17 protein-coding genes and 3 pseudogenes are annotated in these 20,764 nt (G+C 69.8%); 10 read left to right on the top strand and 10 right to left on the bottom strand.

The window, feature by feature from the left end; genetic code table 11:
• Positions 1-105 precede the first annotated feature (105 nt).
• Entirely contained in the window at positions 106-1,089 is a 984-nt protein-coding gene (locus BFF78_RS38040) for a glycosyltransferase family 2 protein (protein WP_227026028.1), read from the bottom strand.
• Between BFF78_RS38040 and BFF78_RS46530 the strand changes: the two genes are divergently transcribed.
• A complete protein-coding gene (locus tag BFF78_RS46530; protein WP_159033128.1) occupies positions 1,072-1,743 on the top strand; it encodes a hypothetical protein in 672 nt (223 codons plus the stop codon). The two genes, BFF78_RS38040 and BFF78_RS46530, sit on opposite strands and share 18 nt — an antisense overlap.
• Positions 1,744-1,970: 227 nt before the next feature.
• Here BFF78_RS46530 and BFF78_RS49845 read toward each other — a convergent pair.
• The 5 genes and pseudogenes from BFF78_RS49845 to BFF78_RS38020 all read right to left on the bottom strand — a co-directional run.
• Positions 1,971-2,357, bottom strand: a pseudogene (locus BFF78_RS49845) (hypothetical protein); the annotation flags it as partial.
• 296 nt (positions 2,358-2,653) lie between these two features.
• Positions 2,654-4,378 carry an acyl-CoA dehydrogenase family protein gene (locus BFF78_RS38035; protein WP_069782597.1) on the bottom strand — a complete coding sequence of 575 codons (1,725 nt, stop codon included), beginning with the start codon at positions 4,376-4,378 and terminating at the stop codon, positions 2,654-2,656.
• 97 nt (positions 4,379-4,475) lie between these two features.
• Positions 4,476-5,048 (bottom strand): PadR family transcriptional regulator, encoded by a 573-nt coding sequence (locus BFF78_RS38030; protein WP_069782596.1) that lies wholly within the window; start codon positions 5,046-5,048, stop codon positions 4,476-4,478.
• A gap of 104 nt (positions 5,049-5,152) precedes the next feature.
• Positions 5,153-5,953: an SDR family NAD(P)-dependent oxidoreductase gene (locus BFF78_RS38025; RefSeq protein ID WP_069782595.1), complete on the bottom strand. Its 801-nt coding sequence runs from the start codon at positions 5,951-5,953 to the stop codon at positions 5,153-5,155.
• Complete coding sequence (locus tag BFF78_RS38020) at positions 5,950-6,957, bottom strand: NADP-dependent oxidoreductase (protein ID WP_193433614.1); 1,008 nt, start codon at positions 6,955-6,957, stop codon at positions 5,950-5,952. The genes BFF78_RS38025 and BFF78_RS38020 overlap by 4 nt, the downstream gene beginning before the upstream one ends.
• A 244-nt stretch (positions 6,958-7,201) precedes the next feature.
• Here BFF78_RS38020 and BFF78_RS38015 point away from each other — a divergent pair, with 244 nt between their 5' ends.
• The 3 genes and pseudogenes from BFF78_RS38015 to BFF78_RS45750 all read left to right on the top strand — a co-directional run.
• On the top strand, positions 7,202-7,693 hold the full coding sequence (locus BFF78_RS38015; protein WP_069782594.1) for a DUF485 domain-containing protein: 492 nt from the start codon (positions 7,202-7,204) through the stop codon (positions 7,691-7,693).
• Positions 7,690-9,306: a sodium/solute symporter gene (locus tag BFF78_RS38010; protein ID WP_069782593.1), complete on the top strand. Its 1,617-nt coding sequence runs from the start codon at positions 7,690-7,692 to the stop codon at positions 9,304-9,306. Before BFF78_RS38015 ends, BFF78_RS38010 begins: the two co-directional genes overlap by 4 nt.
• A gap of 183 nt (positions 9,307-9,489) precedes the next feature.
• Positions 9,490-9,600: pseudogene (locus BFF78_RS45750) on the top strand (IS5/IS1182 family transposase); the annotation flags it as partial.
• On the opposite strand, the gene BFF78_RS38005 reads toward BFF78_RS45750, so the two are convergent.
• The 3 genes and pseudogenes from BFF78_RS38005 to BFF78_RS38000 form a co-directional block, all read right to left on the bottom strand.
• Positions 9,569-10,261: a TetR/AcrR family transcriptional regulator gene (locus BFF78_RS38005; RefSeq protein WP_069782592.1), complete on the bottom strand. Its 693-nt coding sequence runs from the start codon at positions 10,259-10,261 to the stop codon at positions 9,569-9,571. The pseudogene BFF78_RS45750 and the gene BFF78_RS38005 overlap by 32 nt on opposite strands.
• Before the next feature lie 175 nt (positions 10,262-10,436).
• Positions 10,437-10,883, bottom strand: a pseudogene (locus BFF78_RS49840) (HAD family hydrolase); the annotation flags it as partial.
• A gap of 119 nt (positions 10,884-11,002) precedes the next feature.
• Positions 11,003-12,202 (bottom strand): acetyl-CoA C-acyltransferase, encoded by a 1,200-nt coding sequence (locus tag BFF78_RS38000; RefSeq protein WP_069782591.1) that lies wholly within the window; start codon positions 12,200-12,202, stop codon positions 11,003-11,005.
• Positions 12,203-12,508: 306 nt separating this feature from the next.
• Here BFF78_RS38000 and BFF78_RS37995 point away from each other — a divergent pair, with 306 nt between their 5' ends.
• Together BFF78_RS37995 and BFF78_RS37990 are read left to right on the top strand one after the other, a co-directional pair.
• Positions 12,509-13,390 carry an alpha/beta fold hydrolase gene (locus tag BFF78_RS37995; RefSeq protein ID WP_165289390.1) on the top strand — a complete coding sequence of 294 codons (882 nt, stop codon included), beginning with the start codon at positions 12,509-12,511 and terminating at the stop codon, positions 13,388-13,390.
• Positions 13,391-13,393: 3 nt separating this feature from the next.
• Positions 13,394-14,215, top strand: coding sequence for an SCO6745 family protein (locus BFF78_RS37990; protein ID WP_069782589.1), 822 nt, complete (start codon positions 13,394-13,396; stop codon positions 14,213-14,215).
• Positions 14,216-14,348: 133 nt separating this feature from the next.
• Here BFF78_RS37990 and BFF78_RS37985 read toward each other — a convergent pair whose 3' ends face one another.
• Positions 14,349-15,761, bottom strand: a complete 1,413-nt coding sequence (locus BFF78_RS37985; RefSeq protein ID WP_069782588.1) for a hypothetical protein — start codon at positions 15,759-15,761, stop codon at positions 14,349-14,351.
• 609 nt (positions 15,762-16,370) lie between these two features.
• On the opposite strand from BFF78_RS37985, the gene kdpB reads away from it, so the two are divergent.
• From kdpB to BFF78_RS37970, 4 genes are all read left to right on the top strand, one after another.
• Entirely contained in the window at positions 16,371-18,524 is a 2,154-nt protein-coding gene (gene kdpB, locus BFF78_RS37980) for a potassium-transporting ATPase subunit KdpB (protein WP_069782587.1), read from the top strand.
• A gap of 383 nt (positions 18,525-18,907) precedes the next feature.
• Entirely contained in the window at positions 18,908-19,717 is an 810-nt protein-coding gene (locus BFF78_RS37975; protein ID WP_069782586.1) for an SDR family NAD(P)-dependent oxidoreductase, read from the top strand.
• Positions 19,718-19,745: 28 nt separating this feature from the next.
• Positions 19,746-19,823, top strand: coding sequence for a 50S ribosomal protein bL37 (locus tag BFF78_RS50540; protein ID WP_472573269.1), 78 nt, complete (start codon positions 19,746-19,748; stop codon positions 19,821-19,823).
• A gap of 91 nt (positions 19,824-19,914) precedes the next feature.
• Positions 19,915-20,691: a GNAT family N-acetyltransferase gene (locus BFF78_RS37970; protein WP_069782585.1), complete on the top strand. Its 777-nt coding sequence runs from the start codon at positions 19,915-19,917 to the stop codon at positions 20,689-20,691.
• Positions 20,692-20,764 lie beyond the last annotated feature (73 nt).

Here is a 20,764-nt window from a genome sequence, read left to right as displayed (position 1 = left end):
GGCCGAATGGTTCCTGCCTCCGGAACCATCCCATGGCCACAACGGTGTCGAGAGCCGAGCAGTTGAACCTCGCTCCTTCTGAGCGACTCACTGGCCGCCCGACACTCATGCGTTCATGAGGTCCGAGGATTCAGCGCGGTGGCGTCCCTTCGGTAGGACCGTCTTGGCTGTCAGTCCTCGTGACTGCCACGCGTTGTCGCGGAGCTTGAAGAGGGCCCAGTAGCGCGTGGGGCACAGCAGCACAATGTTCATGAAGACGGCTGCCGGGGTTCCTACAAGCCACGAGTGCCACCGCTGGCGTGTGGTGATGTCCGGCCGCATGAGGACATACAGACCTGCCTGGCCGTATCGGACGACGAGGTACACCCCGAGATACACCAAGGCCGCGCCTGGGTTGTGGTAGCGGCCACCCAGAGTCATCGCGGTCATCACGACGGTCCAGGTGAGCATCACGGGGGTGATGACGAGCTGGAGCAGGCCGAAAGTCGGCGAGATGAGCTGCTTCATGGACAGTCGCGAGTAGACGAACGGGAGCATCCACCACCACGACCGGGCCCAGCGGAGGCGCTGGCGGTACGTCTTCTTCAATGTGGTCGGCATGTCGGTGACCACCCCGGCTTCGTTGACGGCCACGACCTCGCCGCGCATGAGAGCCCGCAGGGCCAGCCAGCGGTCGTCTCCGGTCCCGCATTCCACCTCGTAGGCGTCCAAATGGTCGTAGAGGAGTTCGGCCCTGTACAGGGCCAGGGCGCCCGAGGTGGTCTCCAGCGCTCCGAGCATGGAGCGTGAGGACCGCATCATCACGCACGAAGTTCCGATGTCGATGTCAGCGGCCCGGGAGACCCAGGTCTCCTCGAAGTTGCGGATGTAGATCATGCCGGTGGTGGCCTGGATCTTCGGGTTGCTCATGGCCCGCAGTTGCTGCTCCAGGGCATCCGGGAAGGGCTCGCCGTCCGAGTCGATGGTGAGAACAAAGTCGAAGTGCTTGCCCTGAGCCTGAAGATGACGCAGGACCGTGACCTGAGCTCCGCGCTTACCTTTGTTCTCCTGCCGGTGCCAGAAGACCCGAGGGTGGTCGAAGGGCTGCACGCCTTCACCGACCCAGCCACCGTCGACGACATCGCCCAAGCAGCCGACACCGCCCGCTCCAGCACCTTCAAGGCCCTCGTCACCCTCGAAGAGCGAAACCTCGCCCACCGCAAGCGAGGTATCAAGAACGGCCCCGATCGCCGGCCCGACCTCTGGCACGCCCCCCACACCGCCCCGACCCCGGCGTTGGAACAACCCAGCATTCGTGAGGAATCGGTAGCACAGGCAATCGCCGCACGCTGCGCGGCTGCCCCAGCCCCGGGCAACAACCACCAGATGAGGGAACCGTACGAGTCCACCGATTATCGAACCGACGAGAAGTGCGACGCGCCGGCATCGCAGCGGGCTGCCTCATCCGCTCCGCCACCTGCCCAGCGCCCCACAACCCTCCAGCCGAATGGCATCACCCCCGCAACCGCCTCACCCGGCGGAAGCAAGCGCCTTGCCCGCGGAGCCCTCCGACAGCTTGTCATCGACCACCTCAACGCCCACCCCGGTGAATCCTTCACCGCCACACGGATCAGCCGCGTGATCGACCGTTCGTCCGGTGCCGTCGCCAACGCGCCCGTCACCTTGTCCACGCAAGGTCTCATCGAGCAGGTCACCGATCGCCCGCGCACCTATCGCGCGGCGCCCCAGGAACGGACTGCGTAGTCCGGCAGCAAGCCGAGTACCTGCCGTGCCGGTTCCAGCCAGAGCGAGGAATCGGCACGGCAGCTTCCGCCGTCAGCGTGCGGCCAAGCCACACTTGGCGGTCGTAGCGGCCCGTCCAACCGGCAGCGGTGGTGGTCCCGCTGGCCCGAAAGCTGTTTGGGGCCTGGCGAGTCATCGGTTGCTGGGCTGCACAAGCGCCTCAACGAGTTCCGCAGGTGGCCTGTCCGTCAGACGGGTCGGTGGCGGCCACCACCGACTTGCGTCTTGTGGATACGGGATCGGCAAGCGCCCCCAGTGGCGTGTGTCCGGGTCGCTCGGTTTCCACACGGTGGCCTGCTCAGCGTCAGCGCGCCGTCGCGTGGTCTGTTCGGGCTGACCGGCTTGGTGAAGATGAGGACGTCCTCGTGCTGGATCACCGCGAGGGGGATGCCCTGGCGGCGGGCGTCGCGTGCGTTCTTCATCTGGAAGAACGACGGTCGGGTGATCAGGCGGCTGTCGCGGATGCCTGCGAGGAGGGCAACGCAGCGTTCAGTGGGAGTGAGGCCGGCGGCTTTCCCGGCGCCGAGGACTGCCGACGGCAAGTCGATGAGTTCGCCTCGTGCACGCCACAGGGCCGCCGTCGAGAAGAAAGGTCCGCTCTACGAGGCCCTGGGCATCACCATCAGCTACGAACACGCAACGAGGACCGCGACCGTAAGGTCGAGGCCCTCGTTACCGTATCGTCAATCGTTGTGTCCGAGGGCGGACACGCCCGCCGACTTCCCCGTACCGGATGCGAGGTGGAGCAGCAGTCGCCCGTGCCTGGAGATCTGCCGTGCCTCACATGGCCGGCGGGAACGGACACGGAGCCGGACCATGACCGACCGGTGGCCGGCCCACGGCCCGGCCACCGGTGAGGTGTACGGCGCGGCTACGGAGCCATCTCGTACGCGCCGGACAGCGCCTCGACCCGCTGCCAGACCCGCTCCGTGCGTGCCTCGTCGACGACCGGCCGCCGGACCGCGCCCAGGGCCCAGTCCTGCTGCTGCTCGGTCGCCGAGTCCTTGCCGTGCAGTTCGACGGCGTGCGCGGAGAAGTCCCGCACGAGGACGGCGAAGAGCTCGTCCAGCACGTCCTCGTCGAGTCCGGTCAGGGCGGCCTGCTCCAGGACGAGCTGCCCGTGCACGACGAGGGCGAAGAGCTGACCGACCGAGAGGAGCAGGTCGAGGTCGCGGCTCTGCTCCGCGTCGGGGGCGGCCGTGGCGACGAACTCACACAGTGCGTCGGCCTGTTCGCGGAAGCGGGACACGTTGGCCAGGTGCGCGTACGCGTCGAAGGCGGGCCGCCAGTCGTGGAAGCGCACCGAGCCGAGACCGCGGGCCGGCCCCTGCCGGAAGAGGAAGTCGTCGTCGGCCGCGTCGAGACGGGTCGGCACGCCGGGGTACTCGACCGGGTCGAGGAGGTGGCCGCGCATGAACTTCAAAATCAGCGCCAGGTTGACGTGGACCGTACCCTCCAGCTTCGGCAGACCGCGGATCTCCACGGCCGCCTGGCCGAAGTAGTTGTCCTTCTCGAAGCCCTTGGCCGCGATGACGTCCCACATCAGGTCGATGACCTTCTCACCCTCGGTGGTCACCTTCATCTTCGTCATCGGGTTGAAGAGCAGGTAGCGGCGGTCGTCCGGGCCGGCGGAGCGGAAGTAGTCGACAGCGCGGTCGCTGAAGTACTTCATACCGACGAGCCTGACGTACGCGTCGGCCAACTCACGCCGCACGTGCGGGAAGCTGGTGACGGGACGGCCGTAGAGTATGCGGTTGTGGGCGTGGGTGACGGCCTCGTACATCGCGTGCTCGCAGATGCCGATCGAGGCGGTGCACAGGTTGAACTTGCCGACGTTGACGGTGTTGAGGGCGGCATCGAAGGCGGCGCGGCCGGTGTGCAGGACGTCCTCGGCCGCTACGGGATAGTCCTCCAGGCGGAACTCGCTGACGAACTTCGATGAGTCGACGACGTTCTTGACCAGGTGATAGGCCGGGTGACGACTGTCGGCGGCGAAGAACACATAGCCGTCGGGGCCCTCGACGTCGGTGCGGCGGCCGAAGACGGAGACGAGCGCGGCGGCGTTGCCGTTGCCGATGTAGTACTTGGAGCCGGTGGCGCGGAAGCCGCCGTTGCCGTCCGGTTCGAGCAGCATGTCGGTGGAGTAGATGTCGGCGCCGTGGGCCTTCTCGGACAGGCCGAACGCGAACACCTCGCCCTGGGTGAGGAGTTCCGCGGCCCGGGTGCGGGCGGCGGCGTTGTCGCTCTGCCAGACCGGGCCGAGGCCGAGGATCGTGACCTGCCAGGCGTACCAGTAGTCGAGGCCGTAGAAGCCCAGGATCTCGTTGAGCGCGGCTATCCGGGCGGTGTCCCAGCGCTTGTCCGGCTCCGCCTCCCCCGCGGCGGACGACGGTGTCAGGAAGGTGGCGAAGAGGTTCTCCTTCGCCGCGAACGCGAGGAAGTCGCCGAGCCACGCGCGGGTCCGGTAGTCCTCGATCAGCCGCCTCTTCCCGCGCTCCTCGAACCAGTCGACGGTGGCACGCAGCAAGCGGCGCGTTTCGGGGTCGAAGTGTGCGGGGTCGTAGGTGCGCGGGTTGAACAGCAGCTGGTCAGCCACGGTGAAAACGCCTTTCGGCTGGTGGACGGGTGGGAGTCGGGAGGTCCGACGGCTGCGCCGGCACGATCGGGAGGACCTGCGGAGGGTGCGGCGGCGCTCAGCTGCCCGGACCGAACCGGGCCAGCGTGGCAAGGACGTCGTCCAGCCAGTCGATCATCATCCGCTCGTACGCGATGCCGCCGCGCAGTACGACGTGCTGGAGCTCCCGTTCCGCGTCGGGCGGTGCCTGCGGACCGGCCACGTCCGCCTCGGGCGCCGTGAAGTCCCGCGCCTCTCCTGCCAGATAGTGCGCCAGCCGGTCCCGGTGCGCCTGCCGGTGCCGCTCCACCTCGCGGATCAGGCCGGCCGGGTCGTCGAAGGCGGCGCCCCGGATCTTCACGGCCAGGTCGTGGCGGACACTCTCCGGCTCGATCGGATCGTGCAACCAGGACGACAGCGCGGCCCGGCCGAGATCGGCGACGGAGTACTCCTTCTTGTCCGGCCGGCCGTACTGGGGGACGTCCCGGGCGTCGACCCAGCCGTCGTCCTCCATGCGCTTGAGCACGCGGTAGATCTGTTGGTGGGTCGCGGTCCAGAAGTAGCCGATGGACCGATCGAATCGCCGGGCGAGCTCATAGCCGGACCCCGGCTTCTCCAAGAGCGACACCAGGATCGCGTGTTCGAGCGCCATGACCCCGATCCTGCTATGCAACTCATTGCATAGCAAGCCCGCACTCGCCTCCCTGCTTGCCGCGAGCCCCGCCCGGGCGCTTGACCGCTGGGGCCCTCGCGTTCTCAGGCGTTGGCGGGCTTGCCCGGACCGGGGACGGTACGGAAACGGAACGGCTCAGGATCACGGCCGGCCTGGATGAACCAGCACTCCCCGGTGCCGTCGCCGGTGACGATCCGCAGCACCGTGTCCGCGACGGTCTGGGCCGGGATGATCGGCAGTCTCTGCTCGACGAGCATGTCGCGCAGCGGATCGATGATCCGCGACTCGGCGAACCCGGGACACACGGCGTTGAAGCGCACGTTCTCCGGTGCGAGAGCCGGCCCCAGGGAGCGGGCAAGCCCCACGACCGCATGCTTGTTGGCCGCGTAAAGGGGATCCAGCGGTACGGCCGCGAGGCCCGCCAGGGACGCGGTCGCCACAATCGCCCCTCCCCCGCGGGCCCGCAGTGCCGGCAGCACCGCATGGGTGCCGAAGACCACGCCGTCGAGGTTGGCTCCCATCGCGCGGCGGTAGCGCGCCAGGTCGAAGTCCCCGCCGAGTCCGCATCCGGTCGCCATCCCGGCGTTGAGCAGCGCGATGTCAACCCCGCCGTAGTGTTCCTGGGCGAAGTCCACCAGCTCCCGGTTGGCGTCGGGGACGGAGACGTCACAGCTGCGGAAGTGTCCGCCGACCAGGTCGGCCACCTCACGGCCACCCCGCGCGTCGAGGTCCGCGACGACCACGCGTGCCCCCGCCTTCGCCAGCGTCAGAGCCATGGCCCGGCCCAGACCGCCGGCACCGCCGGTGACGATGGCCACCTTGCCCTCGAGTGCGCCGCCGCCCGTCCGTGGCCGGGCGACGGCGTCGCTCTCGAGGGCCGTCATGCCAGCTCCAGGACGAGCTTGCCGACGTTCTCCCCGCGGAAGAGCATCCGCAACGTCTCGGGGAAGTCGTCCACGCTCCCCCGCACCACGTGTTCCTTGACCTTGATGCGGCCTGCGCCGATCCAGGCGGAGATGTCCTGTGCGGCCTGCGCGTAGCGCTCGGCATAGTCGAAGACGACGAAGCCCTCCATGCGGGCACGGCGCACCAGCAGCGAGAGGTAGTTGGAGGGGCCCTTGACCGGCGTGGTGTTGTTGTACTGACTGATCGCGCCGCAGACCACGACGCGCGCGTGCATCGCCAGCCGGGTCAGGGCCGCGTCGAGTATGTCCCCTCCGACGTTGTCGAAGTAGACGTCGATGCCGTCCGGGGCCTGCCGGCGCAGCGCCTTCCTGACGTCTTCGGCGCGGTAGTCGATCGCCGCGTCGAAGCCCAGTTCGTCGGTGAGCAGCGCGCACTTCTGCGGCCCTCCGGCAATGCCCACGACCCGGCAGCCCTTGGCCTTCGCGATCTGACCGGCGATGCTGCCGACCGCCCCGGCCGCCCCCGACACCACGACGGTCTCGCCGTCCTTCAGCGCCCCGACGTCCAGCAGGCCGAAGTAGGCGGTCATGCCGGGCATGCCCAGCGCGCCGAGATACGTCGAGGGCGGGGCGAGGGAGGTGTCGATCTTCATGGCGCCCCGGCCGTCGGAGACCACGTACTCCTGGACGCCGAACACGCCGACCACGTGATCCCCGGGTCGGAAGTCGGGGTGGTTGGACGCGGTGACCTCGATGACCGATCCGGCGCGCATCACCTCGCCGATGCCCACCGGCGGCAGGTAGGAGGGACGGTCGTCCAGCCAGCCCCGCATCGCCGGGTCGAGGGAGATGACGAGCGTCCGGCCCGCGAACCGGCCCGGGCCCGGCTCGTCGACGGGCACTGAACCATGCTGCCAGTCATCGGGTTTGACCTCGCCCACGGGGCGGGCTGCCAGACGGATCTGGCGGTTGGTCGCGGACATCACGCCTCCTGTCGTTCACGGCTTCACCGCAGCGTACCGACCAGTAGGTATGCAGGCCCGTGTGAGGTTCGCCACACGCCGGCTGCCCGGGTCGGCCGAGGGCGGGCCGCCCGACGGCCGTACCGACCCCGAAACGTGACCCGCAGTGGACTTACCGGCATTCCAACCAGTCGGTATCGTGCGCCGCCACGCCATCCTCCCACAGTCCCCTCCACCGATCCGAGCCGTAGCGGAAGGCCACGCGATGACGTTCGCCGACGAGAACAGGTACCCGCCATCAGATACGGGATGGCCACCGCCCCACGGCGAGCCAGGCTCGTACGCACACCACACCCCGCAGTACGCGCCGTACCGGCAAGCCCCATGGAACGAGCCGTACGCGTCGTACGGGCAAGCCTCTTGGAACGAGCCGTACGCGTACGAGACTCATCGGCGCGGTGCCGATCTCGCCGCCCTGCGCTCGGCCTACCGCCTGCTCCGCCGGATCGCCACGCTCACCGCGCTCGGCTCGTTCGTGGTGTACGTCGTGCTGTCCTGTTACGCACCCGCCCTGATGGGGGCCAGGATCGCCGGAGAGCTGAGCCTGGGAATGGCCCTGGGGGTGCTCCAGCTCGTCGTCACCTTCGCGGCGGTCTTCTGGTACGGACGCAGTGCACAGCGCTCGGTGGATCCGTTGGCCCGGGCCGTCAGGGAGCAGGCGGTCCCCGCCGGCGGGCACGGGGGAGCGGCGAGATGAACGACTTCGGCGCCGGGACACAGACCACCGTCCTGGTCCTGTTCACCGCACTGGTCACCGTCACGCTGCTGATGTGTGTGATGGCGGGACCCGACCGCGACGACCTGACGAACTTCTACACCGGCTACCGCTCGCTCACCCCGCTGAAGAACGGCCTGGCGATCGCGGGCGACTACATCTCCGCGGCCACCGTGCTGAGTACCACCGGCATCATCGCGCTCGCCGGATACGACGGGTACGTCCTGGCGGTCAGCACCGCCCTGTCCCTGGTGCTGATGATGTTCCTGCTGGCCGAACCCCTGCGCAACGCCGGCCGGTTCACCATGGGCGACGTCCTGGCCCGCAACATGCCCGGACGGGCCGTGCGTGTCGCCGCCTGTGTGGTGACACTTTCGGCGACCCTGCCCTTCCTGGTCGTCCAGCTCTCCGGGGCGGGGTCGCTGCTCACCTTCATCCTGAACATCCCGCACCTGGCGGGCGCCAGGACGGCGTGCATCGTCATCGTCGGCAGCCTGATGATCATTTATGCGGCGCTCGGCGGCATGAGAGGCACCGCACTCATCCAGATGATCAAGATCGTGCTCCTGCTCGCCACCAGCGTCGTCGTCGCCGCTCTCGTGCTCAGGCGCTTCGACTGGAACCCCGGCGACGTCCTCAGGGCGGCCCAGCACGGCAGCGGCGCGGGCCCCGCCTATCTGCGGCAGGGCCTTCAGCTGGGCACCTCGGCCGTCGACCGGCTGGACTTCGTCGGTCTCCAGATCACCGTGGTTCTCGGCGTGGCCTGCCTGCCGCACATCACGATGCGTCTGTACTCCGCGCAGGACGTCCCGGCCGTGCGTCGCTCCATGTCGTGGGCGGTGAGCACGGTCACCACGTTCTGTCTGCTCGTGATCATCATGGGTACGGGGTCGGCGGCGCTGGTGGGCTCGCGGTACATCACCGCGGCCGACCCGCAGGGCAGAACGTCGGTGCTCATGCTCTCGCAGGCGCTCGGCGGAGCCCCCGCCTCGGCAGGGTCCACGATTCTCTACTCGGCCGTGGCGGGCATGGTGTTCATCACCCTGCTCTCGTCGGTCGCGGGGATGACCCTGGCCGCGGCCTCGTCGCTTGCCCACGACCTGTTCGCCCATGCGGCGCGGCGGGGACGCGCCGAGCCGCGTACGGAGATGACGGTGGCGGCGTGGACGAGCGTGGCCGTGGGAGTCGTCGCCATCGGGCTCTCCACCCTGGTGCAGAACTGGAACGTCGGCGTACTGACCACTCTGGCCATCTGCATGGGGGCATCAGCGGTCGCGCCCGCGCTCACCTACTCCCTGTTCTGGCGAGGCTTCACGCGCACCGGCCTGCTGGCCACCCTCTACGGTGGCGCGGCCTGCGCGCTGCTGCTCATGGTCTTCTCCAAGGCCGTCTCGGGCACACCGTCCGCCGTCTTCCCGAACGCCCACTTCGACCTGTTCCCCATGCAGTCCACCGGGCTGGTCTCCATCCCGTTCGGCTACCTGGCGGGGTGGCTGGGCAGCCGTCTGGACCATCGGCGCCGCCCCGCCGACAGCCACGAGAACCGGCGGCTGTACGAGGAGAGCGAGGCGCGGCTGCTCGCCGCAGCCGAATGACGGTCAGGCCGGTGGGGTGCTGCGCACACCTTGGCGAAGGCCACGGGTCCCCTGTCGAAACCCGGTGCGAGCCGGGTCTCGTGGGCGCCAGGGCACCGCCCGGGAAGTGGCCGAGGCGGTCACCTTCCTGCTCTCCGACCGTGGTCCTGCCGGTGATGCCGGTGGTCTGCCGGCACTTACACCCGCTGCTCCACCCCTCACCAGGTGGTCATCGACGCCGACACCCGCCTGGTCACTGTGGTCGGCCAGCCGCTGCCCGGAGTCAGCGGTGGCCGGGGAGCCGCAGGGCGTTCGCCCAGAGCCGGGTGACCGTGGACACGAGCTCCTCGAAGTCCACCGCCGGGCCCTGCTCCTGCCGTTCGGCGAGCACGAAGGCGTTGTAGGCCATGACACTGACCATGCCCGACAGCGCACGGGAGGCCATCATCGGATCGACCTCCCGGTCGGCGACACCCCGCGCCTGCAGGTCGGCGATGCCGCGGGCGTTGCGACGGATGAAGGCGTCGGCGCGCCGGCTCCGGAACTCACGGAATTCGGGCTCCACTTGAGCGACCTGCTCGAGCAGTGCCATCAGTTTGGCATTCCGTCTGTATGCCTCGAGATACGCGCGATTGCTCGCCTCGAGCACCGCACGGGGATCGTCAGTGCCCTGCACCCGGCCCATACCGGGGTGCATCATGTCCTCCTGCGCCTCCAGGAGGACGGCGGCCAGGATCTCTTCCTTGTTGGCGAAGTAGGTGTAAAAGGATCCCGCCGCGCACTGGGCCTCTTTGGTGATGTCGGTCAGGCGGGTGTCGAGATAGCCGTCCCTTTCGAACACCGTGCGCGCGGCCTTCACCAGAGCGGCCCGTGTCCGCGCTCCGCGTTTCGTCGTGGGCGGCTCGCGCAGGTGCGAGAGGGGCGCCATGGGCGGTGCCTTCTCGCCGTCGGTCTCCTCGGGCGACGTGCTGTTCATCCCGGGAACTGTACTTGAATCGGGCACCGTGGTCGGATTTCTGAAAGGCAGGTTCAGGCGGTGATCCCGAAGCGTTCGGCAAGTTGTCGGCGGGTGTCGGCGGCACTGGTGTGCAATACGCCCCGATTCCGATCCGGGCCGCTCCGTCGAGGTTCTGCTGCAGATCGTCGATCATGACTGCCTCTCCGGGATCGACACCGAGGCGTTCACAGGCCATCGCGTAAATCCGCCGGGAGGGCTTGCGGATCCCGACGTCGGCGGAGATGACGACCGTATCGGCAACAGCGGCAAGGTCAACGCCGTCATAGGTTCCGGTACCGAACGAGTTGGATACCAGCGCAACCGGGCGGCCGGCAGCCCGAAGATCACCGAGCAGCGCGAGCATGTCCTGGTCGATCGACAATCCCGCCTGCATCCGGGCCGTGAGACCCTCGGCCGGTACGTCCGCGCCGTGGACGCGGAGACGTTCGGCGAATCCTCGCTCGAAGGCTTCTGTGCTGATACGGCCGCACTCGTGGTCGGCCAGGAGGGTGCGTGATGGCTGGTCCCTGCCGAGAAGGTCCAGCGGCAGACGCGGGTCCCCGCCCAGCGAGGCGCCGAAGTCGGTGAAGGCCCGCAGCACAGAGGACGTGATGACCCCGCCGAAGTCCACCAGGACCGCGGTTCGGGGCTTTTCCGGCACGTTCGACACGGCAGGTGTACCTCTCTCGTAGGTGGCTTGCGTCGGCGGGGACGCGGAGTTCAGGCGACCTCGAACAGTCCGGCCGCGCCCATTCCGCCGCCGACGCACATCGAGATCACCACGTACCGGACCCCTCGGCGCCTGCCCTCGATGAGGGCATGCCCCACCAGACGGGCTCCGGTCATGCCGTACGGATGACCGACCGAGATCGCGCCGCCGTCGACGTTGAACCGCTCGGGGTCGATGTGCAGTTCGTCGCGGCAGTACAGCGCCTGGGAAGCGAACGCCTCGTTGAGTTCCCACAGGCCGATGTCATCGACGGCGAGGTTGTGCTGCTTCAGCAGTTTCGGGATGGCGAACACCGGACCGATACCCATCTCGTCCGGCCCGCACCCCGCGACTGCCATACCCCGGTAGACGCCCAGGGGTTGCAGTCCGCGGCGCTCGGCCTCCCCCGACTCCATCAGCACCGACACCGAAGCCCCGTCCGACAGCTGCGAGGAGTTGCCCGCCGTCACGCTGGAGCGCGCGCTCACCTGACCGTCGGGCAGCACCGGCGCCAACCCGGCCAGGCCTTCGAGCGTCGTCGACGCGCGGTTGCCCTCGTCCCGGGTCAGGGTGACCTCCTCGTCCCGCACCTCCCCGGACTGCTTGTCGAGCACCTTCTTGACGCTGTCGACCGCGACGATCTCCCGGTCGAACCGGCCGGCCTCCTGCGCCGCCGCGGTGCGTCGCTGCGACACCAGCGCGAACTCGTCCTGGCGTTCCCTGCTCACGCCGTAGCGTTCGGCGACGATCTCCGCCGTCTGCAGCATCGGCATGTAGATGGCCGGCTTGTGCTCGACCAGCCAGGGATCCGCCATGCGGTGGGTGTTCATGTGGTCGTTCTGCACCAGGGAGATCGACTCGACCCCGCCGCCGACGGCGACCCGCATCCCGTCCGCGACAATCTGCTTGGCGGCCGTCGCAATGGCCATCAGGCCCGACGAGCACTGCCGGTCGAGCGTCATCCCCGGCACGGTGTCCGGAAGTCCGGCACGGAGAGCGGCCTGACGCGCGACATTGAAACCGGTAGACCCCTGCTGCACGGCGCAGCCCAAGATCACATCCTCGACCTCGTCCCCTTCGAGCCCGGCGCGCTGCACCGCGTGGGAAAGGGCGTGGGCGGCAAGTTCCTGCGCCTGGGTGTCGTTGAACGCGCCGCGGTAGGCCTTTCCGATCGGCGTCCGTGCCGTCGAAACGATGACTGCTTCCCTCATGTCGCCTCACTCTTTCCTGTGGGTCCGCTTCGCCGGGGAGCCTCGGGGCGGGAACAGGCTCCAGGCGCCGGGATCGATGCCGGGCGGCGCCGAGCGCCAACTGCGGTGCGACGACGGCGAGTCGACCGTCCCCTCCGGCGGCCGATGACGTGAGTCATGACCGCAGCGTCCCGGGAACCGGCCTCCGGACCAGATATAGTTGAATCCGACGTCATGTTCAACTAGATCCATGCCACGCCTTCGCGCTCTTGACAGCCCGCCCTCACACCTGAAGGCTACCGACCAGTCGGTATGAGGAGGCGGAGGGTGACCGAGGTGAGCATCTCCACCGTCGCGGGCGTGTTCGACGCGATCGTGGCGGGCCCGCCCGAGGGCCGCCGGGTGCTGCTGCTGCACGGCTTCCCGCAGACCAGGCTGGTGTGGCAACGGCAGATCGCGGCGTTGGCCGCGCAGGGCTACCGGGTGGTGGCACCCGACCAGCGTGGATACTCCCCCGGTGCCCGCCCCCAGCGGCCCGAGGACTACCGCATCGGCCTTCTCGTCGACGACGTGGTCGCGATCACGGAGGAACTGGGCTGGGCGGCGTTCGACCTGGTCGGCCACGACTGGGGAGGTGCGGTCGCCTGGTGGACCGCTGACGCCCATCCCGGCCGCGTACGCACCCTGACGGTTGTCTCCACACCTCACCCCGGGGCTCTGGCCACCGCCCTGCGCACCGACGAGGACCAGCGCAAGCGCTCGCTCTACATGATCGACTGGCGCGAAACGCCCGCAACCGAAGAGCGCATGCTGGCCCACGATGCCCAAGAGCTTCGCGCCCTCTACGCCGGAAAGATCCCGCAGGACCGTGCCGAAGCCTATGTAAGACACCTGTCCCGGCCAGGCGCTCTCACCGCTGCGCTGAACTGGTACCGGGCAGGCCGCCCCGACGGCTCGATCGGCACCATCGCCGTACCCACGCTGTACATCTGGAGCACGCAGGACAGCGCGTTCGGCGCGGCGGCGGCGCACGAGACCGGGCGGTGGGTCAACGGGCCGTACCGGTTCGAGACCCTCCAGGGCGTCAGCCACTGGGTCCCCGAGGAGGCGCCCGAGACACTGAACCGCCTGCTGCTCGAACATCTGCGCACGCACGGCGAGCACGGGACCGCCACGCACACCCCGCTCGTCGACTCTCCGAAGAGGTGACCCATGAAGACAGCGCATACGGCCTGGCGCCGGCTCGAGCCCCTGCACGGCATGATCTACTTCGTGCCCGAGGCGAGGCAACGGTACGCGGACCTTGGACTGAGCGGACGTGCCGGGTACTTCGCCTCCCGGAGCGCCGCGTTCGGCCGGGCCCCCGCCGAACTGGTCATCTCGACCTTCTACAACTTCAACCCCGATTTCGTACGGCAGGCGGTCGACGGGGTCTGGGACGCGACGACGCCGCAGCAGGTGCTCGACGCTCGGTACGCCGCGGCGGGCGAAGCCCTGCGGCGGGCGGGAATCCACGAGCTGCCCGACCTGGACGAGGTCCTGGCGCTGACCCGCCGGGCCGCCGAAGCGGCCTGCGAACACACGCAGGGCCGCCCGTTGTTCGCCGCGCATGCCGCGCTGCCCTGGCCGAAGGAGCGGGTGCTGCAACTGTGGCACGCCCAGACGCTGCTCCGGGAGTTTCGTGGCGACGGCCATGTCGCGTGCCTGCTGAGCGAGGGCGTCGGGGGCTTGGAAGCCCTGATTCTGCACGCCGCCACCGGTGAGGTACCCGTCGACTTCCTCAAGGCGAGCCGGGCATGGCCCGAGGAGGAGTGGGCCGCGGCCCAGGAGCGCCTGCGCGGGCGAGGTCTCCTCGACGGCGACTCCCTCAGCCCGGAAGGCGCCGACCTGCGCCGGCACATCGAGGACCGCACCGACCGCCTGGCTCTGCCCGCGTACGCGGTCCTGGGTGACGCAGGCTGCGAACGTCTCGCCGAACTCGCGAGTCCCTTCGGCCGCGCCATCGCCGAAGCCGGCCTCCTCAAGCTCCGCTGACCCCGCCTTCGAGTGGATCTGTCCGGTGCCGGTGCTCGCCCTGCTCGCGATCGCGTGCGACATCGGGGCATCGCAGGGCCGGCGGTCGTGGCCGTCCTGACCTCCTTGGTCCAGCCGACCGCCGGACGACCGCTCAGCGGAACTCCGCCAGCCGCGCTCGCAACCCCAGCGCGGTGAGCGCCATCGCGGCGAGGAGCAGGCCGACGGCCCAGGGCAGCAGGTCGCTCACCGCCGAGCGGCCGTCCCGCACCGACGAGGCGAAGTGGACCCGGTTGATGTCCGTCGCCTTGTCCAGGGCGGCCATCCACGCGCCGAAGTGGGCGTTGGAGGTGCCCGGCTTCCAGTCCATGCAGAACTCCACCGCCTCGCGTTCCTTCCCCGCCGTCAGCAAGGCGCGGATCCTGCGGTCATCGCGCTGGTAGACGGCGTACGTCTCCACGGTCCTTTCCGCCGCGGCCCGCTCGCCGGGGAAGGTGATGTTGTCCAGCTCGCGCCGGAACTCGCCGGTGAAGCGCAGGTCCTGGTGATCGGTCTCGTACGCCCGCCAGCTGGTGGCCAGGCCGCCGTCGTACGTGCCGAGGGTCGCACCTCGTATGCCGTAAAGCTGCTGGGACTTGGCGAGGAACGAGCGCGCGTACTGCTCGCGGCGATCGGGGTCGAGCAGGTAGCGGCTCTCGTCGGCGTTGGCGTCGTAGGCGATGGCCCGCGCGCGGGAGAGAGCGACGACGGAGTCGAACGCGTTTCGGCGGGCCTCGCGCAGATCGCCGGACGACGAGGTCAGCATCTGCGCGCCGAGGATCACCGCGAGCAGTGTGCACAGTGTGCCTGCGAGGAGAGGCGGGTTCAGGATCCGTTGGAAGCGCCGGGCCAGGTACCACTGGAGATGAGCGAGGACGGCCAGGAGGAGCAGGCTCAGCGCGGTGGTGGCCGCCAGCTGGGCGGAGAGGGCCGAACGCGCGGCGGTGTACTCCGCGTCGAAGGCACGGTCGTTGGAGGCCACCAGGGTGCGGGACTCGGGCAGCAGCTTGCCCCGCAGTAGGTCGGTCGCCTTGCGGTAGTCGGCCAGGGCCGACGGCTTGCCGCCGGCGTGTCCGTCGTTTTCCAGGGCGCGTCCGATCAGCTCCTGGTACTCGGCGAAGTCGTCGGTCAGGTTCTCGACGGTCTTCTCGTCGGCCCGGTCGCCCTGGGCCGCGACGGCGAGGGTCCGCAGGTCGTGGCCGATCTCGCGACGGGCTCCGCCGTAGAAGCCGGTCGCCTTGTCATACGGGGTCCGCAGGCGCCCCTTCCCGGCGTCGCCGTTGGACAACAGGATGTTCGCGGCCTGCGCGTCCATGTCGTTCAGAGCCAGGTTGAGGTCGGCGGCGCTGGTGGTGCGCGGCGCGTCCCGTCCGGCGACGCTGTCCCAGGTGCCGTTCGCGGCGAGTCCGGCGGCCGGCAGCAGCACCGCCACGGCGGTGGCGAGCAGGAGCGTGGCCGCGCGCAGGAGGCGCAGCCGCGCGGGCACGGTGGCCCGGAAACGGCGGCGCAGGGCGGCCCGCGCGGCCACGGACCGGTGCCCCGGGCGCAGCCCCGGACCCGGTCCGGCCGTCCGCGAATACCCTCGTCTTCGCGGTCCGGGGCTGCCCCCGGGCTGGGCGACGACTCTTCGTGGCGGTGCCCCTTGCTCGGTCCGAGGACCCTGCGCTGATCCGGCCGTGAGAGTCACGGTCCCTCCAACGTCACCGCCACGGACGGTCGCCCGTCCCCCGATGTCGATCAGTCTGCGACCGGAATCGGCCACGCCGGCTCGCCTTGACGGCTCCCTGATGGCAAGTCGGCTTCGTTTGACGGCCCTTTGACGTCGGCCTTCGTGGCGCCGTATGGGTACCGCAAATTCGGCCCTCGTCACGCCGGCCGAAGCGGCGAGCGGGACTAGATTCGCTGTCGGCCGCCACCGGGGCCACGGACGTCAGTGACCCCGCACGACGAGCGGAGTCCCCACTCCGCGGTGACGCGAAGGCGGTCCGGTGCGTGTCCGAGGGGGCGCGCATCCGCGCACGGCGCTCTGTCGTCGCCTCATCGCCGGCGTTCGTGCGCCACCGTGCGGTGCCGGGGCCCCGGCCCCGCACGGACCGCGGCCACAGTCCCTGTCCACCGTCAAGGCACGAAGGTGTCCATGCTTCCCGCTGCCCCCCAGCAGGCCCCGCCGTCCCGCCCCGAATGCGCACCCCGAACCGGAGCGGGGGGAAGAGCGAGGCGGCGCGCTCCGAGCGGGTTGTTCGAACCCGCCCAGCTTGTCCGCTCCTTCCCCGAAGCGCTGCGCAAACTGCATCCGCGCGTCCTGGTGAAGAACCCGGTGCTGTTCGTCGTGTCCGTCGGCGCGGTGCTGACCACGCTGTCGGCGTTACTGCACCCCGCCGTGTTCACCTGGATCATCAGTCTGTGGCTGTGGCTGACGGTCGTCTTCGCCAACCTCGCCGAGGCCGTCGCGGAGGGTCGTGGCAAGGCGCAGGCCGAGTCGCTGCGCAGGGCCCGTACCGACACGGTGGCGCTGCGGCTGGAGCACTGGAGTTACGGCACGGACCTCGCCGCCGCCCGCGCGGAGGCCGTCGCCGCCACCGACCTGAAACCGCTGGACGTCGTGCTCGTCGAGGCGGGCGAGCTGATCCCGGCGGACGGCGACGTCATCGACGGGGTCGCGGCCGTCGACGAATCCGCCGTCACCGGCGAATCGGCCCCGGTCATCCGGGAGGCGGGCGGCGACCGCAGCGGGGTCACGGGCGGCACGACGGTCCTGTCCGACCGCATCGTCGTCCGGGTCAGCGCCCGCCCCGGGCACAGCTTCCTCGACCGGATGATCGCCCTGGTCGAGGGCGCCTCCCGGCAGAAGACCCCGAACGAGATAGCGCTCAACATCCTGCTGGCCTCGCTGACCATCGTCTTCCTTCTGGTCGTGGTCGCGCTCCAGCCGATGGGCGAGTACGCGGGCGCCGCCCAGTCCACGACCGTGCTGGTCGCGCTCCTCGTCACCCTCATCCCGACGACGATCGGCGCCCTGCTGTCCGCGATCGGGATCGCCGGCATGGACCGCCTGGTGCAGCGCAACGTCCTGGCCATGTCGGGCCGCGCGGTCGAGGCGGCCGGCGATGTGAACACCCTGCTGCTCGACAAGACCGGCACCATCACCCTCGGCAACCGGGAGGCCGCCGCCTTCGTCGCGCTGCCCGGGATCGACGAGCGGCAGCTTGCGGACGCCGCACAGCTGTCGTCCCTGGCCGACGAGACGCCGGAAGGCCGCTCCGTCGTCGTACTAGCGAAGGAGCGCTACGGGCTGCGGGCACCGGCTGAAGGCGAGCTGGCCAACGCCCGCTGGGTGGCTTTCAGCGCGCAGACCCGGATGAGCGGGGTCGACCTGCGCTGGGACAACGGAGCCGTGTGCGCCATCCGCAAGGGCGCCGCCCAGCAGGTGATCGACTGGGTGCAGATGTACGGCGGCCACGTACCGCCGGAGGCGCGCAGGTACGCCGACGCCGTGGCCGCGTCCGGAGGCACCCCGCTGCTGGTCGCCGTGCACGACTGGGACGGACCGCGCGCCCTCGGCCTGATCCACCTCAAGGACGTGGTCAAGGACGGCATCCGCGAACGCTTCGCCGAGCTGCGCCGCATGGGCATCCGCACGGTGATGATCACGGGCGACAACCCGTTGACGGCAAAGGCGATCGCCGAGGAGGCGGGCGTGGACGACTACCTGGCCGAGGCGACTCCCGAGGACAAACTCGCCCTGATCAAGCGGGAGCAGGAGGGCGGAAAACTGGTCGCGATGACCGGTGACGGTACGAATGACGCGCCGGCGCTGGCCCAGGCGGACGTCGGCGTGGCGATGAACGCCGGTACGTCGGCCGCCAAGGAGGCCGGCAACATGGTCGACCTCGACTCCAACCCGACCAAGCTGATCGACATCGTCGAGATCGGCAAGCAACTCCTCATCACGCGCGGTGCGTTGACCACGTTCTCCATCACGAACGACGTCGCGAAGTACTTCGCGATCATCCCGGCGATGTTCGCGGGCTCGTACCCGGGCCTGGAGTCGCTGAACGTGATGGGCCTGCACAGCCCGACCTCCGCGATCACCTCCGCGATCATCTTCAACGCCCTGATCATCATCGCGCTCATCCCGCTGGCTCTGCGCGGGGTGCGCTACACCCCGTCCTCCGCGCATGACCTGCTGCGCCGCAACCTGCTGGTCTACGGCCTTGGCGGTCTCGTCCTGCCCTTCGTGGGCATCAAGCTGATCGACCTGATCGTCTCGGGGGTGCCCGGCCTTGGGTGAGTCGCGTCCGTCCGCCTGGCTTGCTCGTCAAGGTCCCGTATGTGCACGTCAGAGCCCCGTCAGAGACGGGGGTTTCGGCTTGCCTGGCGGATGCGGGACGGCTTCCATGGACTTCGTGAACAGCGCCTGGCTTCTCTTCGACCGGCCGCCGAGTCCCGCTCGGCCCCCGCGTCGTGCGCCACGCTGACCGGAAGCGTCCACGTCCTGCCGGCATCGCATCCCGCCGACGCCATGCCCACCGACGTCGCGTCCCGCCGACGCCGCTTTCCGTGACCCGAGGGGCGCCGTGATCGGCTCCGGCGCCCCTCGTTCACCTTTCTCCCTCGCACGCCCGCCGCCCCTCACCGGGCCGTGCCGACGTGCCTGCAACCCCGGATGGGATCATGTCCAACTCAAGCCTCTCCTCGCGTACCGTCCTGGTCACCGGCGCCACCTCCGGCATCGGCTACGAGACCGCACGACAGCTCGCCGAGCGCGGCGCCACCGTGCTGCTGCACGGCCGCACCGCCGCGGAGACGCAGGCCGCCGCCGACCGCCTCGTCGCCACGGCCGGTGTGCAGGCGGGCCAACTCGTCACCTGCTTCGCCGACTTCGGCCACCTGGAGCAGGTCGAGACCCTCGCCCGCGCCGTGGTCGCCGCCCACCCGCACCTGGACGTCCTCGTCAACAACGCCGGCATGGCCGCGCCGGAGCGGCACACGGTCACCGCCGACGGAAACGAGATCGCCTTCCAGGTCAACTTCCTCGCCCACTACCTGCTGACCTGCCTGCTGGAACCGGCGCTCACCAGCGACCCGGGCGGCCGGGTCGTCAACGTCTCCTCCTCCCTGCACCGCACGGCCTCCATCAGCTGGGCCGACCCCAACCGCGCCCGCCACTACTCCCGCCTCGCCGCCTACGCCCAGTCCCAGCTCGCCCTCACCGTGTTCGCCGCCGACCCGCGCGTCACGGCCGTCTCCGTCCATCCGGGCGTCTGCGACACCGCGCTGCTGCCGCTCTACGCCCACGAGGGCGTCTCCCCCACCGAGGGCGCCGCGCACGTGGTCCGGCTGTGCGACCCGGCCGTCGAGATCGTCAATGGTGCCTACTACGACCGGGACGAGCGGGCAGACCCGGCCCCGGCCGCGACCGAGGACCGCACCGTCAGGCGCCTCAGCAAGCTGGCGGACCTCCTGGTCGGCCGCACCGCCTGAACGGCACGCGAAACAAGAGGAGTTGTACGTGTCCAAGCGCGCACGCAAGAAGAAGGCCCGCCGCAAGAAGAAGGCCAACCACGGCAACAAGGCCGGCCAGAGCTGACCGAGCACGGCAGCAGGGCGGGCGACACGCAACAGCGATCCTCCGGTCGCCCGCCCGTCCGGATCCCATCTCCCCCACCCATGAGGCACTGATGATCGAGATTTCGCCGCCCGACAAACGGGCGCTCGCGCGCTGGTTCCCCACGCACTCCCCGGGCCCCGCCACGATCGGTGAGCACGTGCTGGCCACGGGCATCGGCCGCTGGTGGGCCGACCGGCCCGTCCAACCGAGCACGGTCGCCGTCTCCTGCGCCGGCCACGTCGTGCTGCGCGGCAGCCCGGAAGAACTGACACCGGAACTCCTCGCACCGCTGGCCGGCAACCGGGTCGAAGCACCAGCCCGGTTCCTGCCCGCCCTCAGTGCCGCCTTCGACCGGCTCACCCCCTGGGAGCGCATGATCTGGACGCTCCAGGCCACGCCCCAGCCCGCCACCGTCCCGCATGCGGTGACCGTCCGGCGCCTGGAACCCGCGGACGCCGACGCAGTGCGAGCCCTCGGCCCGGACGCCTCGTGGCTCTCGGCCAGCTGGGGCGGCCCGCGCGGCCTTGCCGCCTCCGGACACGCCTGGGCCGCGGTGGGCCGCACCGGCCGCATCCACGCGGTCGCCTGCACCTACTTCCGCGGCACCGGCTACGAGGACGTGGCCGTCTACACCGTCCTGGGCCACAGACACCATCACCTCGCCCTGTCCTGCGTCACCTCCCTGTGCGCGGACATCACCTCCCGTGGGCACACACCCAGCTGGGACTGCTCCCTCCACAACCACGGCAGCCGCCTCCTGGCCTGGAACGCCGGTTTCCGCCTGGTCCGCGAGTACGTCCACTACGCGGTGGGGAGCCCCGTGTCACACCATCGGCTCAGTGCCTAGCGCAGCCGCTTGGAGTGGACCGAAGGCAACAGCACACCGGGGAGGACCGGCACCGGCGGGCGTCAGGATCCCG

It is taken from the genome of Streptomyces fodineus, assembly GCF_001735805.1.
GTDB classification, from domain to species: domain Bacteria; phylum Actinomycetota; class Actinomycetes; order Streptomycetales; family Streptomycetaceae; genus Streptomyces; species Streptomyces fodineus.
Note: the sequence above shows the minus strand (reverse complement) of the source record. Positions and strands in the feature narration are given on the sequence as shown.